Here is a 16,258-nt window from a genome sequence, read left to right on the forward strand (position 1 = left end):
TCAAATTATTAATATTTAAATGAATTTATCATGCAAAATATGTAAAAAATTACACTTAATACAAAATAAATTACAATTTATGACGATTTATTAGTATATAATCTCAAAAAAATTTGATTTATTAGCAAACATACTAAGAAACTATTACTTAATTACTTAAATAAATGCTATTAATACTAAATAATCTATATATTAATAGATAAATATATTATAAAAATTACATATAAATTTAAATAAATCAATATTTATAATAATTATATAAATTATTAGGAAAAAGTTATTTTAGTTATTTTCATATTAACTAATATGAACCAGAAGCCAAATGCCTTTCAATGCACCAATAAAAATATAAAGCTTTATCCACATTGTAGCTGGATGGAGAATAAAGCTCCAGGAAAAAAAGAGGATTTTCGCCTGTACCTGTACCCCCTTCTTGGCATACTCATAATGATTGCTGCGCTTATTATACTGGGCATAAAAAATCCAGGCCACATCTCCCCGGACAGATGCGTATTGCAGTTTGGCCTCAACTGCAAAAGCCATGCCATTGACTATGTTTCCAGCTCAGTTTCGCTGACACTCCAGAATGAGATGGGTGAAGGAATAGCCATAACTGAAATCTCCATTATTGGTGATAATTTTGACGGCTGCAGCATAAACACAAGCCATTACCCATTAAACAGAATCTCCAAGGAAAAGGTTGCATGGCACATTCCCAATGATAAGGAGGGCGATGTAATTGTCCACTGCCGGAAAATCATTCCAAGCGACTCGAAAATCCACGGCACAATTTTCATCAAATGGTCCATTGACGATGCAAATGACCTTTTCACCCACACGATTAGGGGCGAGCTGCTGGCGCCTGCGCACGCTGGCGAGGAATCCTGCTGCTGCAATTTGAGGCCGATGGGAGCCGGATACAGCGCATGGATTGAACGCCGGGATTGCACGAATGCAGGATTGTCATGCACAGGGGGAAACTTCCATTCATGCCCGGTGATGCAGGATGAATGTTGTAATGACAACAACCTGGTTTTCTGGGGCGGTTACAACTGTTCATTTGGCCTTGCCGAGAAAATACCCGAAGAAATATGCATGAGGTAAATTTGCAATTATTTTTTGCTCTGAATTTTTTTATTTGCTCAAGGCTGTCTTGCAATCGTTCTTGTACTCCTCTGCAGCGTCGCATAATCTAATATCGCCGGTTTCCATTGCCAGTTGCGCAAAGCACAGCCCTTTCAGCACTTGCAGATTTCCGCACAGCGTTGGATCCTTGTTCTTGTTTGCAATTCGCATGATGCATGCATCTCCAAGGTCTCCTCCATACCTCTTGCATTTTTCAGTATTTTGCTCCAGCACACCCTCGCAATAATTTGATAGCTGGCCTGCATTTTCACATGCAGCCAGGTCTTGCCTGTCAAGCGCATTTCCGAGTGAATTAATCTCACTGTTGGAAAATTCATAATCAATGTTTAATGCTTTCTCTGGGCCGCCGATAAATCTGTAAACCAATAATGAAAGCAATCCAACAACTGCAATGATGGCCGCTGCAACAAGAGCGTAAGAAACAAATTTCCCCCTGTTGATATGCTTCAATGCTTCCAGGATTTCCTCCTCGAGATATCCTGCCGCAACCAGCTTGCTGACTATGCTGTAATCATCAAAGCCTTTTCTCTTTTCAGCCTTTACATAGTCTAATAGTTCGTCTTTCATCATCCATCATGTCTCTTGTCATAATTCCTTTCATCATATGCAATTGTAAAAAGTGCACTGTTTCTCGAAAATCCCATCATGCCCTGGGTCGCATTTTCTGCCATTTGGAACAAGGCTGCATCCGCATTTGTATGTAAGTCCTGGTGACATTTCAACAATCGGAGTTCCATCCGGGCATTTCTGGCAGGAGCCTTGGCAATAGACTGATGGCGGGCCAGGAGAATACCATCCCGATGGGCGCTCATCACATTCTGTGGATGCCCCGCATCCCTGCTCGCAATTTCCATCAGAGCCAAGCACAGATGTGCATGGTTCGCATCCGTCCCCTCCTGAGACACTTGCATCATCATCGCATTTTCCAGACGGGGAAAATATCCCATTAACTGGGCTGCAGCTTCTTCCGGAATGGGAGTCACACTCGCTCTCGCTCCTGCAATGCCATACCGGGCTTCCGCTGACAGACACATCTATCAGGATATTTCTATTGGCTGCTGGCCCAGGCTCACAGCACTTGTTGCTTGCATCACATAATCCGTCCTTGGAAAAGGCGCCGGGCTCCGGCGTGGCATCACAGGCATTTGTAATATACGAATTGCAGGTATCCCAATAATCATTTCCAGTTGGATTGTAGGCAATAGGCTCAACTGTTGTGCAGTCCCATTCCCCGCTTGCGGACTGCCGTGCGCAAATCCCATCCTGCCCGGCATCCGCGTCAACATAGCATGCCTTGCCGCCAAGATTCCCGGGATACCATTTTTTGCCGTCGCAATAATATTTTGAGCCGCTGACCTCTATCTCTTCACAGGACCTGCCAGGGTTGCAGTCCTTCCTGACTCCATTATCGCATGCAAACCCCCCGAGGGGAGTCACCCAATCATCAAATCCAGGAGCATCGTCCCCGCAGCATTTTGCCACAGGGCCTTCTTTTATCCATTCAGTCCCTGAGCAAGCATTACAAAACGCTTCATTGGTATCAGGGTCTGCCCAGCCTGTCCCATCGCACACAGCTTGCATTCCGCCAACGATTGTGCAGGTATCTTGGCCTAGGCATCTGCCAGTCCCGTCAGAGCAATCTGTTGGGGAATCACAGCAATAATCCGCGCCTGCGCATGCCACATAGCCGCTGCTGCATGATTTTGGATATTCATCAGCATCATCTCCACAGCAGCTTTTTTGAATGTCTGAAACATATTCTCCGGCAGCTTCCCCCTGCCCTCTGAAAATCCATTTTGTTCCCTGATTCAGGTCAGCTGACCCGGCACAGGCCTGGCACACATTTTGCCCATCATCAATATCTATATAAGTGAACCAGATCCCATCCTCCCTGTTCGGCGCGGCTCCAGGTGTCCTGTACCCTGAATAATTCCTGGATGTGCAATAGTTTATGTTTGGCTCGTCCGGCCGATATGTTGGGCTTGCATCCCTTGCCGAATTTGCATAATGTGAAAAGCATTCCCCGTCGCACCATGTATTGAAAGTCGCAAAATTATTTACAGGGTCCGGGACTTCTGTGGCTACCCTTGCCCATCCGGGTATTCCGGTTCTCAATGCCTCTGGGGGATTGTGGATTGAGTATCCATAAACCATATCCTCTGCTGGCAATTCACTTAAGCCAGGGAAATCAATTTGTGGAATATGCAAATCATAGGAATCTATTTTAACACAATTGATTGGGTTGGTGCACCCGTCAATCCAGCATCCGGCCTGGCACAAATAAGTGCCATCGTCCACATCATACCTTTTTCCATCTTTGTCTGACAGTCTCCAATGGTTGTTGCATACACCGTCGGCCCAGGCTGTTTTAAGGTAATCTTTCTCAAATGAATAATATAGTTTCAGTGCTCCCAAGTCAAATGACCAGTAATGCGCATTGCATCCCGGATTCGCAGAAACGTCCCACTGTCCGCATGGCGTAACACCATCAGCCTTGAAGCCATCCCTGCAGTTCGGGCTTAATGGTGGCCCAAAGCATGTTTCATCTTCCCCTTTGCCTTCATCCCTGTCAGGGCAGGAATCCTCTATTATCCAATCGTCATTAACATTATCCCCTGTGCAGGCATTTCCTCTTTCTCCTGAGCAGGACTGAGTTACTGTCCTTCTGAAAACATCGTTGTCTGTTGTATCATAATGCGCAGGATTATCATGCCAGGCCTGGTCGTGCCAAACTACGCCGGGTGGGAGATTTGGCGTAACAAATATGCTATCAGCATCTTCAATATTCCCATCGGCATCATCTTTTCTTGCCAGGGTGGCTGGATAATGCTCTACGCCTGTTTTTGGCTTGTAGGCAACTGACTCATAATGGAAACATTCTGTTGTAGAGCTGGACAAATCATAAGAGAATGGAGTATCCGGAGTGCCATCACAGCATGCGTGATTGGCCTGGAACGGGTCAGGATTATTTCCATAATCTGCACTTGAAAATCCAGGTGAATCCATTGCACTCCAAAACACCCCATTCAAATTCATGTTATTATAGGGGTATGCGGGAGCCGGGTCGCTGTGAGGCACGCATTCTTTGACATCAACATCCAGGGTTTGCTGGGACATCGATCCTGTGCACATTCCCTGATTTTCAACGGTAAGCGTCAAAGTATGGGCGCTTGGCGTATCAAAGGCAAATCCCAAATCGCCTGCTGCCTTATTGACCTTGTTTATGTCAAAATGGCATTCAGTGCAGGCAAGCTCATTCAGCAGCCCAAGGTAAAGGCCTTCTGCTGTCCCTTCGCCAGAATAAAGCGTGTTTCCTGTTACACTGCCAAAGACCCTTGAATACACGCTTGTGGATTCCTGCGCATCGCTCCAGTCATAAATCTTGTCCTGGCATAATGCGGTGGTTCCTCTTGAATCCAGGAAATACGGGTCTTCAATTGAGCCAACCCAGTTGGGGATGTCATCATATGGATTTTCACCGGATGCAGTTATCGCTTCTGTGTCATAAACCAAAATCCTTATGTCCTGCCAGTCAGAGTATTTTCCGTCTGACACATTCACCCTTACAACATGCGGGCCGAGCTCAGAAGCATCAGTAATGATTGTCACCTTGCCAGTTTCATTTCCAAGATAATAATCAGCATTGCTGTTTGTCCAGTTATGGCCATTCAATGTTGATGATGTGGCATTAACAAAAACGCATTTTTCAGGATACCATGTGCAATTTTCATTGGTTCCGCTCCAGAATGCATATGCATCCCAATCCCAATATTCAACATAATCTTCCCTCCATAAGGAATAATTGAAGCTCAATTCATCTTCATCAGGGTCAAATGCAACAGGCATTAATGTTATCGGCGTTCCTGCGGCGACAAAGAAATCATAGCCCATGCTGGAATTTGGATAGGTGAAGTGCGGCTTGCCGTGGACAATCTGGTTGCGGTATAGATTTTCATCTTTTGTCATGTAATCAAGGCTCGGCCACCTGTTCTGCCTCGCAAACTGGAAAACTAACTCCTTGTTGTTTTCATTGGAATAAAGCAGGTCCTTTATGACATAGACATCAAAGTCATTGCCTGGCACAATCTTGACATCAAAGTTGTCATAAAGCTCAGTCTTCAATTCATGGGCCAGGTCCACCCCCAGGCTCGCGCTGTCTTTTGTTGTCCACCAGTCAACAACATCCCTTATCAGCCCGAGCCGTGCATATTTTGAAGCCCTGAAATCAACCATCCGCGTGATGGGCGGTCTTCCCTCAATGGTTATTGTGACAGGGAACATGATATTTACTGCAACATCATTCTCAGCTATTGTGACATTTGCCAATGGCATTTCCTTAGTTATGTTCTGGCCGAGGAGTATTGAGATGCCGGTAAAATTGACGCAGTCATAGCTGTAATTGGCAATGTAGCTTTCCAGCTGTTCCTTGAATGTGGGCCTGAGCTTTGCCTCATTTGTATCGCCCAGGGCAAAGAATCTCTTCTTGCCATAGGACAATGTCTGCAGGTAATTATACCCCTGCACTTTTGCAGACGCAGGAACGCATCCGCTGTAGCCCGGACTGCCCGTGGTATGCCCTGAGACCACGCTTTCCCACATGAAATAGCATGGGTTTGTAGGCAGGACATTTTCAGATGGTGAGCACCTGCCTCCCAGGAAGGCTGGGCTGTTGCACGGATAGCCGGGCAGCGATGAATATTTTTCACCTGCCAAAATAGTATCCAGGTTGCTGGTGACGAGCACGACCCTGTTTCCATTGTAATTCACATATTGCGGGTCGCTGACTCCTGCAATTTTTGGGATTGCGCTGCCTGGCTGGTCAGAATAGATCACGCCTCCCTGCTCACCAAGCAGCAATATCCCGGATTCCAATGCATCATTGACGCACGCTGATACATAGGCCTGGACTGGCGTGTTTTGAATCATGTCAGAATAAACCCTGTCAATCCTTTTCAGGAATTGCTTGTCAGTCATATAATTGTTGAAATAAAAGACAAAGCCAAAGCTGCTTAAAAGCACGATTCCAACTATAATGAACAGCGTAAGCTGGCCTTTTCTGCCGCGCTTTCCCCATCCACCCCTCTTTTTTTCTCTCATTTCCACCTACGGCAGAGGCATTTTGTAAATTTCCTCCACGACATTGCTAAGCTCCATCTCTTTTATTATTCCGGCAAACCCAGTCCTTAATTTTCGTATGAACAAATTGAGCTCGTCCTGGTTTTGCGCGATTATCTTCACCATGTAATCGCTGCTGCCTGAAAGGAATTTCACTTCAACTGCTTCCCCTGATGATTTTAGAAATTCCCTAAGCTGTTTTTCCTTTTCCGCGCTAAAATTCTGGAGATTGAGGATGAGTATGCTCGCCGCGGCAAATCCAAGCTGCTTCATGTCAATATATGCATTAAACCGCAGCAGCCCATTTTCCTGCATTTTCTGGATCCTGTAAGCCACGCTGTCCCTTTTAATGCCAGTTTCCCTCGAGATATCAGCTATGCTTTTCCTGGCATCGTTAAACAAGATTGAGAGAATCTTCCTGTCTTTGCCGTCAAGCTGGCTACTGCCCGCATTTTTGCTATCTTTTTCCACATTCCTGCTTGCTTTTCTCGCCACTTTTGGACACTTTACGTATTTATTATACTCTTTTTCCTTATTTTAAGTAAATTAATATATAAATATTTCTTTATTTAAGTATTAAACTCCAAGAAAATACCAATCTTTTGCCAATATACCATACAGTACTCTCAAGTATAGCCGGTCTGCAAATCGAAGAAACAAACAGAATTAAAACAGGAAAGAAAAAATTACTTCTCTTCCTCCTCTTCTGGCCCGTAAGATGGCACTGCGCTCTTGCTGATTATTGCTATGTCGCCAATGCTCTTGACAAGCTCGTGCGGCACAATCACGCCTTTTGCGCTGCCAAGCACCTTGCTCAGGAAGGAATTCTTTGTTGCCCTGACTCTCCAGCCATTAACCTTGTTGTGGCTGATAATAACTTCCTCCACGTCCCCAAAATAGTCGCCATCATCAGTGAAAACCTTCATGTCATATGTCTCGGTAATTTTTTTCATTTTAAGCATAGTCTCACTCCTTCGCCTCATCAGCATTCCACAGGCATTGCACATCCTGCCGGTTGCCGCTTATAAGTCACATCCGATTAAAACCTCTGTCATATTTAAACTTTTTGATGCCCCGGGCTTTGCCCGAAAAGTTAGTTTGGGCATCAATTTTGCGAAGCCCATTTTCGGAGGGATCAAGCATTTTTCGGGGTTGCAGAGGAGAAAAATGCAATTCGCGGGAAGCTGCAATGCTGAGCGGATGCCCAAGCCGAGCCGGAAGGCGAGTTTTCGGACAAAGCCGATGCCCCGGAGACTGCAAACTACCCGCACTTTAATCCTAAAGCTTAGATTTTTAACTGGCTTCACTCTCTATTGCCCATGCCAAGCCACAAAACAGACAAGGCAATGCCGGCAACCATCCACATAATTGGCACTTCGCATATTTCCAGGCAGAGCATGAAGGAGATAGGGCAATATATAGAGGCGGAAAAGCCAGGCCTTGTGGCCATTGAGCTGGACCACCGCAGGTTTCATGCTCTGCAGCAGAAAAATCGCAAGCCCGGGCTTAGCGGCATCCCTAAAATCGGGCTAAAAGGATTTGTATTTGGCATGCTTGGATATTGGGCGGAAAAAAAGCTCGGCGAGGCAGTGGGCGTCAGCCCGGGGAGCGAAATGCTGCACGCAATTAAGCTGGCTAAAAAGCACCAGCTCAGGATTGCCTTCATTGATCAGGACATTGAAATCACCCTCAGGCGGCTTTCAGCGGAGCTTACCTGGCGTGAGAAATGGAATTTTCTTGTTGACTTGTGCAAGGGCATATTCTCCGGCAAGAAGCAGATGAAAGAACTGGGCATGGAGGGGTTTGACCTCAATAAAGTGCCTGACAAAGTCCTAATTGAGAAGCTCATGGCCAAAGTAAAAGAGAGGTATCCGTCTATATATAAAGTGCTTGTCAAGGAAAGAAACACCATCATGGCAAGGAATATTATGACATTGGCCTCATTCAATCCTGGGATGAAAATACTCGCAATTGTGGGCGCTGGCCACGAAGACGGGATTAAGGAAATCATCCGCAAAAGCAGCCATGGCAAGATTGACTACACCTTCTCAATTGATGTGGCAGGGCAGAAAGTTTCGCTTGGATAACCCATTGCATAATCCATAGCAAAATTATTATACTATATATTGATTAAAAGGAGTTCATGGGAGCATATATTGACAGGGTAAAGAGGCATTTTAGCTTCAGCCCAGCTGAGCTGCAGGGCCTGGCAATAGTCTGCCTTGTGGCAGCATTTGTATTCGCATTTGACGACGGCCAGCCAGAATTCAACCTTACCCACTGGCTCACAAATTTTTTGGGCGTGCTAATCCTGGTCGCGATTGTGTTTTTTCTCCATGAATCCGCGCATAAATTATGGGCGCTTGCAGCAGGCTACAGGGCTGAATTCAAGATTTGGCCCTATGGCATTGTCATTGCCTTCATGGCAGCCTTTCTTTCCAATGGCAGGTTTTTTTTCCTCGGGCTTGGCGGAGTCTGGGTAACAGACATGGCCGTGCACAGGCTGGGCGCCTTTAGGTATGGATTGAGCACATTCCTTTCAACATGGATTGCATTTGCCGGCCCGCTTTTGAATCTTGCACTGGCTTTCATATTCCAGCCAATACACCTTGCGACTGGGAGCGCAATGGTCGGAATGTTTGTGAAAATCAACCTGTGGTATGCAGTAACATCAATGATTCCAATCCCTCCTTTGGACGGGGCAACTGGGTTTTTTGGCGGCCGCTCCACATTCATGCTTTTGCTCGGGTTTGTGCTCGGGGCAGCATTGATGATTTGGGTGGCCAAGTCATTTTTGCTGATGTTTTTCGGAACCCTTATAATTGGCCTTGTTTTTTGGCTCATTTATTTCCTGACAATAGAAAAAGTCGAGCTCCATTAGTTTCCCATCGCTAAAAAACAATCAAAATTAAATATCAAGCATATTTTACCGAATAATGAAGGGCAAACGCCCATGCAGGTTAACAAAATGAAAAAACAGCCGAACATGGTCCTGGTGGATTACATTAAAACAACAACGGGCCAGGGATTCCACCTTGAAAGGGTTAGGAAAGCCCTGCTCGACGTAGGCCATAAGCGCAGGGACGTTCACCACGCTATCAGGTCTGTTTTTCCAGACTACAATGCCCTGCCAAAACTGCCTGCTTATACAGCAATGGCAGCGCTTCTCATCATTGCGCTCGTATCAGGCGTTCTCATGGTCAGGTTTATTAACAGCCAGGGGTCATTTCTAAGTGGCGGCTCATCCGCAATCACTGGCCAGGCCGTTGCTGAAACGCCAGGATGCTCCACTGGCACAAGCGAGGAAAAAGACTGGTGCCATTACCAACTGGCAAAGGCACATGCAGACATCGGGCCGTGCCGGGAAATCAGCAATTATGAGCTCCGTGATTTTTGCCTCGACGCATTTCAGGGCTATGTTGACTGCACATTGATAGCTGACCCAATTCTTGAGCAGCAGTGCATGGCCAGATAAACACTCGCTGTAATCTTCAGGACAAGCTATTTAAATTAAGTATGCATCTAGTTGCCATGCTTAAGGATTTTACGCCAAGGCTTTACCAGGAAACCATCTTCTCGACATGCAATGAGAAAAACACTTTGGTAGTCCTGCCCACGGGCATGGGAAAAACAGGCATTGTTGTCATGCTCGCTGCACAGCGCCTGAGAAATTATCCCAACTCAAAAATTCTTTTCCTTGCGCCCACAAAGCCATTGGCTGAGCAGCATCTCAATACTTTCAAGCGGCACCTTAGCCTGGAGGCTGAAGAGTTCGCAGTCATGACAGGCGCAATATCGCCTGAAAAACGGGCCGCGCTTTGGAAAAAATCAAGGCTTTTCTTTGCAACTCCGCAGGGCCTGGAAAATGACATTATCTCCGGGAAAATTGACCTTTCCCAGGTAAGCCTCCTTGTCTTCGATGAGGCCCATCGCGCAACTGGCGACTATGCCTACAATTTCGTTGCAAAAATGTATGAGAAAATCGCAAAATACCCGCGGATTATAGGGCTGACTGCCTCGCCTGGCAGCGATCTTGAGAAAATCAATGAAGTGTGCCAGAACCTTCACATTGAGGATGTGGAGATCAGGACGCCCTACGACCCTGATGTAAAGCCATATGTCCAGGATATTGACATCAGATGGGTCTATGTGGACCTGCCGCCGGAATTCCTTGCAGTGAAAAAGCACCTTGACGAATGCTTCAGGTCAAAGCTCAGGAGCCTGAAAACATACGCAGGCCAGGCAATTGCAAAAATGAACATTGTGACAAAAAAAGACCTCATCGCCCTGCAGGGGCACTTGCATTCATTGATCAGCCAGGGCCAGAGGGATGGCAACACGCTCAAGGCAATAAGCCTTGTTGCAGAAGCCGTGAAAGTCCAGCATGCCCTTGAGCTTCTGGAGACACAGGGAATAACACCGCTTTCAATCTACATGGAAAGGCTTGTCACGGAATCATCCAAGACAAAAGTAATGGCCATAAGGAATCTTGTTAGCGACGAGCATTTCAAATCAGCCCTGATTCTCACAAGGAACCTTGCCGAGCAGGGCCAGGAGCACCCCAAGCTGGACAGGGTCAAGGAACTGGTCGCCAAGGAAATGGAGAAAAACACTGGCCAAAAAATCATTGTCTTCAACCATTACCGCGACAATGCAGTCAAGGTTGTGGATGAGCTGGGTAAAATCCCCGGGGCAAAGCCCAAACTTTTTGTCGGCCAGATGAAGAAAGGCACAACCGGCATGAGCCAGAAAAAGCAGATTGAAACGCTTGAGGAGTTCAAGCGCGGTGAATTCAACATTATTGTCATGACATCCATCGGCGAGGAAGGCCTTGACATTCCTGAGGTGGATCTTGTTGTTTTCTACGAGGCAATTCCAAGCGCAATAAGGCACATCCAGAGAAGGGGAAGGACAGGCAGGCAAAAGGAGGGCAAGGTTATCGTGATGGTGGCAAAAAACACCCGGGATGAGGCCTACAAATGGACCGCGTTCCACAAGGAAAAAAGAATGCACACAACCCTTGTCCAGCTCAAGTCCAAGATGGGCCTCAAGCTTGACAGGAAGAAAACGCCGACATTGCAGAGCTTTCTCAAGCCGGCTGATGAGCAGGTTATTGTCCATGCAGATGTCAGGGAGAAGGGCTCAGGCGTGATCAAGGGGCTGATTGACCTTAATGCAAAGATTGAGCTGAAAAGCCTTGAAGTCTGCGATTACGTTGTCTCGAAAAGATGCGCAATTGAATTCAAGACAACCTACGACTTTGTTGACTCAATTGTCGACGGCAGGCTATTGTCCCAGCTGAAGAACATGAAGCAAAGCTATGAAAGGCCTGTTGTAATTGTGGAAGGCATAGAAGACATATTTTCTCTGCGAAAGGTCCACCCAAATGCCATCAGGGGGATGCTTGCAACAATAGCTGTGAGCTACGGCATTCCGATAATGCAGACTAAGACAGCAAAGGATTCCGCTGCGCTGATATACATAATTGCCAAGCGCGAGCAGGAGGAAGGGGAAAGGGGATTCATGCCGCACGGCGAGAAAAAGCCATTGTCCATTAAGGAATTGCAGGAATACATTGTTTCATCATTCCCGGGCGTGGGCGGGACCCTGAGCAAGCCTCTCCTGAAAAGGTTCGGCAGCGTGAAAAACATTGTCAATGCAAGCGAGGATGACTTGCAGCAGGTTGATTTAATCGGCGGGAAAAAAGCAAAGGCGATAAGGGAAGCATTGGATAGCGAATATGAATCAAAGAAATAACAAAATTTATTTTTTCTTTGGGCTGCTAAAAGCCTGGTTTATTAAAAAAGTTAAAAAGGTAAGTAATGTTTGTGGTTGTCCTTATAGTTACCATTATTGCCATACTCCGTATAGAGGAATCACAAGAGAGATGGAAGGCATGGGCTAATTTAGGGGGAATTATTTTGGCAATATATCTTATGTTATCAAAATATTTTTGTAAAGTTGTTTCATATTGTTTTATTCACTCTCTATATTATTATTTCATTAAACCTTCGCTTTTCCAATTTTTTGGTCGGAAAATTTCCGGATTTTCTCAGTAAAAGCATTTAAACGCCGGTTTCCTGGTTATACAAACCAATAAATTTAAATAGTACGATTTGGTGTACGATATGCACATAAGGAAAATAGGCATAAAAGAGCAAATTGGCAGGAAAATCTATGTCAAGCACGGCATATTGTATCATGAGATCAGCGGTATGCTTCAGGATGATGAACCAGTTTTTTTCAGGGCACAAAAAGACCGATATATGGCGATTGGGCTTTTCCACAGGTACTTAACTGTCATCTTCACATTAGAAGATGGCCAGGCAAATGTGATAACTGCATATTCCTCTCCACCATGGCAAAAAAGGCTGCACAAGGCAAAAAAATGAAGCATATCCATTTCAATATTGATAAAAATGCATTCAGGGGACCTTACACCTGCCATAGGGTTAGGACAAGAATTTCAGAGAAAAAGATGATAGTCGGGGATATAATTTTTCAGTATACTGTATGGCAATGCCCGGTTTGCAAATCTGATTATTTGGATTCAGAACAGTCGAAAAAATTGGAGCTTCTCTGGGTACTTGAAAAAATCCTGAAGAACGACTCTCCAAAGCTTAAACGAAGCCTGAATTTCGATGGCAAGATGTTTTTCATGCGTTTTCCAAAGGAATTCACAAGAGGATGGTCAAAGCAAAATTACGCAGATATACAGGCTATCGACAGGTCAAGGTTTATTGTTGAGATAAAATAAGGATGATACTTGAAATAACAGACAGCGGCCATCCAATAAGTTTCTGCGAAACAGCATGTTTCTGTCACATTCATCCTTAGAACTTCAGCTTATTAAGTCTCTTCACTCTTTCCTTGACAGGCGGATGTGTGGAAAGCAGGCTCAACAGCCCACTCAGCTTGAACGGGCTTGAAATAAACAGGTGCGCGGTCTCAGGGTTGCCGAGCCTCATCGGGATTCTTTTTGATTCAGCTTCTATCTTTTGCAGGGCTGATGCGAGATGCTTGGAATCATGCACTGTCCTGGCTCCTGTTTCATCTGCCAGGTATTCCCTGCTCCTTGATATTGCCAACTGGATAAGCGTGGCAATCAGCGGCATCAGTATCCCGAGCACAATAAGCTCAACCCATCCCCCTCCATTCCTGTCATCCCTTCCTCCGATGCCTCCAAAAATAGCTCCCCACCTTGCAAGCATGGCAACATAGCCGATTACTCCAGCAATTGTCGCTGCAACTGTCCCAATCAGGATGTCCCTGTTTTTGATATGGCTAATCTCATGCGAGATGACTCCTTTAAGCTCATCCTCATTCAAAATCCCAAGAATTCCCTTGGTAAAAGCAATTGATGCATGCTTTGGGTTTCTTCCGGTTGCAAAGGCATTTGGCTGCTCGCTTGGTATCAGGAATATCTTTGGCTTTGGGATTTCAGCTTTTCTGCAGACATTCTCGACCATCTTGTGCAATCCCGGATTCTCAGCCTTGCTGGCCTCCTTTGCGCGGTACATTCTCAGCACAAGCCTGTCAGAGAAAAAATACGACAGGCCGTTCATGGCAAGGACAAAAATAAATGCAATTGTCAGCCCTGCCGTTCCCCAAAAATTCCCTATCCAAAGCAAAATCGCTGTCAGCAGGGCAAGCAGTATTGCTGTTTTTATCTGGTTGGTTATGGGCATATCATTTCACCAATTAAGAATCATGTCAACGTTAGCTTTTGTTGTGCCGAAGGCTTTTTCTTTTGATTAAACTTTTCTTTGCCGATTCAAAGAAGAGGCGAAAGAAAAGTTTAGGTGACAGCTTTCCATGTTTCCCGTTCTGAGAACAGTACAGCATGGAACGGAGGCTTGCTTGACTTCCGAGTTCGAAATGGGATCGGGTAGAACCAAGTCCCTATGGCCGTCTGGAGCATAGCAAGAAAAGGCCATTTATAAAGCTATTTATTTTCATATTCTCAGCACAAACATCAAAAGGTTTTTAATCCAACTGGCTATTTCCAGCCCATGGCATTAGGAAAGAGCTTGGCGCGTGCATTGTCCCATATGCTTTTCAGGCCGGATGCTGCCAAAAGAAGGTTCATGGGCAGGCACTGCCGGAACATCCGCAACAAGCGCATCCTGGAAATCGGCTCAGGCAAGCAGGTCAATGGCAAGCATATTTATTCTGTCAGGGACCGGTTTGACAGCAGCAACAAATTTGAGTGCACAGACATTGACCCCTCCTTTGGCCATAAAATTCTTGACATAACTAAAATGAGGATAAGCAACAGGTATGACATTATCATTTGCTTCAACGTGCTGGAGCACGTCTTTGACTTCCACCCAGCCATTGAAAATATGCACAGGGCCCTCAAGAAAAATGGGCAGCTGCTGGTCCTTGTCCCGGCATTTTATCCTCTCCACGACGAGCCGCATGACTACTGGAGATACACGGAGCATAGCCTGGGGAAATTATTCTCAATTTTCAAAAAAGTGTCAATTGAGCATTTTGGCATCAGGCAGTACCCTTTTTCTTATTTTGTCGCAGCAAGAAAGTAATGCCCAGGCAGCAATGCAATGCACCGTGCATCCCGCCATTTATCCAAAATTTCACAGTAAGTTTTTTAAATGGATGCTGATAACATATACAATAATTTAATCCTTAGGGCGCAAGGGGTTGGTGTCATATGAGAATCTCAGTCTTCGGTGCAGGATACGTCGGATTAGTGACTGCAGCATGCCTGGCCAATCTTGGGAACATGGTCACATGCGTGGATGTTGACAAAAAAAGGATTTCTAATCTCAAGAAGGGAATAATCCCGATTTTCGAGCCAGGCCTGACCGAGCTGGTGACAATAAACTACAAGGAAAAAAGAATTCATTTCACCACCGACGCTGCCAGCGCAATCCGCTCATCTGAAATAATCTTCATTGCAGTCGGGACCCCGCAGGGCGACGATGGCGAGGCATACCTTGGCTATGTCTACGATGTTGCAGCTTCAATTGGAAAGCACATGAACTCGTACAAGGTAATCATTGACAAAAGCACGGTCCCCGTAGGCACAGCTGACAAGGTTAAGGCAGTTATCAGGAAAAGCCAGAAGAGGAGCATCCCGTTTGACCTTGTTTCCAACCCTGAATTTCTGAGGGAAGGCGAGGCAATAAATGATTTCATGGTGCCTGACAGGATTGTAGTCGGAGTTGAAAGCGAAAGGGCAAAACAGCACATGCTTTCCATTTACAGGGCAATTGAGCGGGCTGGAAGGCCCATACTCGTGACTGACATCAAGAGCGCTGAGCTGATAAAATATGCAAGCAACGCAATGCTCGCAGCAAGGATCTCTTTCATGAACCAGCTTTCACATCTTTGCGAAAAAATTGGCGCAGACATAAGGCTTGTTGCAAAAGGCATGGGCCTGGACGACAGGATTGGTCCGAGATTCCTGCATGCGGGAATTGGATACGGGGGCAGCTGCTTCCCCAAGGATGTCAAGGCATTAATATACAGCATGTCCGAGCATGACTGCCCTGCTGAAATCCTTGAGTCTGTTGATTCGGTCAACAACCGGCAGAAATTCTTTGTCGTTGAAAAGGTGCTGTCTGAATTCAATCAGGACATAAAAGGAAAGCATTTTGCAGTCTGGGGCCTTTCATTCAAGCCAAAGACAGACGACATGCGCGAAGCCCCGTCCATCATTGTCATCAATGAGCTCCAGAAGCAGGGTGCCAAAATCTCGGCATTTGACCCTGTTGCGGAAGAAAATGCAAAGAAAATTTTCAAGGATGTCAGATACACGGCAAGCCCCTATGATGCTTTAAAGGGCGCAGATGCCCTGATAATCTGCACAGAGTGGGATGAATTCAGGATTCCTGATTACCCGCGGATGAAAAGGCTGATGAAAAGGCCGCTTATCTTTGATGGAAGAAACATTTATGATTCAGCTGAAGTCAAAAGGAATGGCTTCAGGTACCATGGCGTTGGCCGTGGGGATGCCGTATAGGCAACAGGC

Annotated in this window: 14 protein-coding genes and 1 rRNA gene; 9 read left to right on the forward strand and 6 right to left on the reverse strand. The window is 45.8% G+C overall.

Going from position 1 to position 16,258, the window contains the following annotated elements; genetic code table 11:
- Window positions 1–375 precede the first annotated feature (375 nt).
- Window positions 376–1,104, forward strand: coding sequence for a hypothetical protein (locus J4227_03250; protein MBS3109518.1), 729 nt, complete (start codon window positions 376–378; stop codon window positions 1,102–1,104).
- A 30-nt stretch (window positions 1,105–1,134) separates the two neighbouring features.
- Here the strand turns inward: J4227_03250 and J4227_03255 are convergent, their stop codons facing one another.
- From J4227_03255 to J4227_03270, 4 genes are all read right to left on the reverse strand, one after another.
- Window positions 1,135–1,716, reverse strand: coding sequence for a hypothetical protein (locus J4227_03255; GenBank protein ID MBS3109519.1), 582 nt, complete (start codon window positions 1,714–1,716; stop codon window positions 1,135–1,137).
- 30 nt (window positions 1,717–1,746) lie between these two features.
- Window positions 1,747–6,243 (reverse strand): hypothetical protein, encoded by a 4,497-nt coding sequence (locus tag J4227_03260; protein ID MBS3109520.1) that lies wholly within the window; start codon window positions 6,241–6,243, stop codon window positions 1,747–1,749.
- Window positions 6,244–6,249: 6 nt separating this feature from the next.
- Entirely contained in the window at window positions 6,250–6,756 is a 507-nt protein-coding gene (locus J4227_03265) for an AsnC family transcriptional regulator (GenBank protein ID MBS3109521.1), read from the reverse strand.
- 191 nt (window positions 6,757–6,947) lie between these two features.
- A complete protein-coding gene (locus J4227_03270) occupies window positions 6,948–7,214 on the reverse strand; it encodes a PRC-barrel domain-containing protein (protein ID MBS3109522.1) in 267 nt (88 codons plus the stop codon).
- A 366-nt stretch (window positions 7,215–7,580) separates the two neighbouring features.
- Here J4227_03270 and J4227_03275 point away from each other — a divergent pair, with 366 nt between their 5' ends.
- The 6 genes from J4227_03275 (at window position 7,581) to J4227_03300 (ending at window position 13,018) form a co-directional block, all read left to right on the forward strand.
- Window positions 7,581–8,348: a TraB/GumN family protein gene (locus J4227_03275; GenBank protein ID MBS3109523.1), complete on the forward strand. Its 768-nt coding sequence runs from the start codon at window positions 7,581–7,583 to the stop codon at window positions 8,346–8,348.
- Window positions 8,349–8,404: 56 nt separating this feature from the next.
- A complete protein-coding gene (locus J4227_03280; protein MBS3109524.1) occupies window positions 8,405–9,142 on the forward strand; it encodes a hypothetical protein in 738 nt (245 codons plus the stop codon).
- Between the two features lie 87 nt (window positions 9,143–9,229).
- The gene (locus J4227_03285; protein MBS3109525.1) at window positions 9,230–9,736 is read left to right on the forward strand and encodes a hypothetical protein; all 507 of its coding nucleotides are present in this window, start codon (window positions 9,230–9,232) and stop codon (window positions 9,734–9,736) included.
- Window positions 9,737–9,792: 56 nt separating this feature from the next.
- Entirely contained in the window at window positions 9,793–12,018 is a 2,226-nt protein-coding gene (locus tag J4227_03290) for a DEAD/DEAH box helicase (GenBank protein ID MBS3109526.1), read from the forward strand.
- A gap of 371 nt (window positions 12,019–12,389) precedes the next feature.
- Entirely contained in the window at window positions 12,390–12,653 is a 264-nt protein-coding gene (locus tag J4227_03295; protein ID MBS3109527.1) for a hypothetical protein, read from the forward strand.
- Window positions 12,650–13,018 (forward strand): hypothetical protein, encoded by a 369-nt coding sequence (locus J4227_03300; GenBank protein MBS3109528.1) that lies wholly within the window; start codon window positions 12,650–12,652, stop codon window positions 13,016–13,018. Before J4227_03295 ends, J4227_03300 begins: the two co-directional genes overlap by 4 nt.
- Window positions 13,019–13,094: 76 nt before the next feature.
- Here the strand turns inward: J4227_03300 and J4227_03305 are convergent, their stop codons facing one another.
- Window positions 13,095–13,943, reverse strand: a complete 849-nt coding sequence (locus J4227_03305; GenBank protein MBS3109529.1) for a zinc metalloprotease HtpX — start codon at window positions 13,941–13,943, stop codon at window positions 13,095–13,097.
- A gap of 118 nt (window positions 13,944–14,061) precedes the next feature.
- A 5S ribosomal RNA gene (rrf, locus tag J4227_03310) occupies window positions 14,062–14,177 on the reverse strand.
- A 96-nt stretch (window positions 14,178–14,273) separates the two neighbouring features.
- On the opposite strand from rrf, the gene J4227_03315 reads away from it, so the two are divergent.
- On the forward strand, window positions 14,274–14,807 hold the full coding sequence (locus J4227_03315; GenBank protein MBS3109530.1) for a methyltransferase domain-containing protein: 534 nt from the start codon (window positions 14,274–14,276) through the stop codon (window positions 14,805–14,807).
- A gap of 128 nt (window positions 14,808–14,935) precedes the next feature.
- A complete protein-coding gene (locus J4227_03320) occupies window positions 14,936–16,249 on the forward strand; it encodes a UDP-glucose/GDP-mannose dehydrogenase family protein (GenBank protein MBS3109531.1) in 1,314 nt (437 codons plus the stop codon).
- Window positions 16,250–16,258: the final 9 nt, after the last annotated feature.

The organism is Candidatus Woesearchaeota archaeon, from assembly GCA_018303405.1.
Lineage (GTDB): Archaea > Nanobdellota > Nanobdellia > Woesearchaeales > JABMPP01 > JAGVYD01.

What these genes read in the sequence shown, in the direction of transcription:
- J4227_03250 (MBS3109518.1), top strand. Translation starts at nt 376, where the DNA reads ATGGAGAATAAAGCTCCAGGAAAAAAAGAGGATTTTCGCCTGTACCTG.
- J4227_03255 (MBS3109519.1), bottom strand. Translation starts at nt 1,716, where the DNA reads ATGATGAAAGACGAACTATTAGACTATGTAAAGGCTGAAAAGAGAAAA.
- J4227_03260 (MBS3109520.1), bottom strand. Translation starts at nt 6,243, where the DNA reads ATGAGAGAAAAAAAGAGGGGTGGATGGGGAAAGCGCGGCAGAAAAGGC.
- J4227_03270 (MBS3109522.1), bottom strand. Translation starts at nt 7,214, where the DNA reads ATGAAAAAAATTACCGAGACATATGACATGAAGGTTTTCACTGATGAT.
- J4227_03275 (MBS3109523.1), top strand. Translation starts at nt 7,581, where the DNA reads ATGCCAAGCCACAAAACAGACAAGGCAATGCCGGCAACCATCCACATA.
- J4227_03280 (MBS3109524.1), top strand. Translation starts at nt 8,405, where the DNA reads ATGGGAGCATATATTGACAGGGTAAAGAGGCATTTTAGCTTCAGCCCA.
- J4227_03285 (MBS3109525.1), top strand. Translation starts at nt 9,230, where the DNA reads ATGAAAAAACAGCCGAACATGGTCCTGGTGGATTACATTAAAACAACA.
- J4227_03290 (MBS3109526.1), top strand. Translation starts at nt 9,793, where the DNA reads ATGCTTAAGGATTTTACGCCAAGGCTTTACCAGGAAACCATCTTCTCG.
- J4227_03295 (MBS3109527.1), top strand. Translation starts at nt 12,390, where the DNA reads ATGCACATAAGGAAAATAGGCATAAAAGAGCAAATTGGCAGGAAAATC.
- J4227_03300 (MBS3109528.1), top strand. Translation starts at nt 12,650, where the DNA reads ATGAAGCATATCCATTTCAATATTGATAAAAATGCATTCAGGGGACCT.
- J4227_03315 (MBS3109530.1), top strand. Translation starts at nt 14,274, where the DNA reads ATGGCATTAGGAAAGAGCTTGGCGCGTGCATTGTCCCATATGCTTTTC.
- J4227_03320 (MBS3109531.1), top strand. Translation starts at nt 14,936, where the DNA reads ATGAGAATCTCAGTCTTCGGTGCAGGATACGTCGGATTAGTGACTGCA.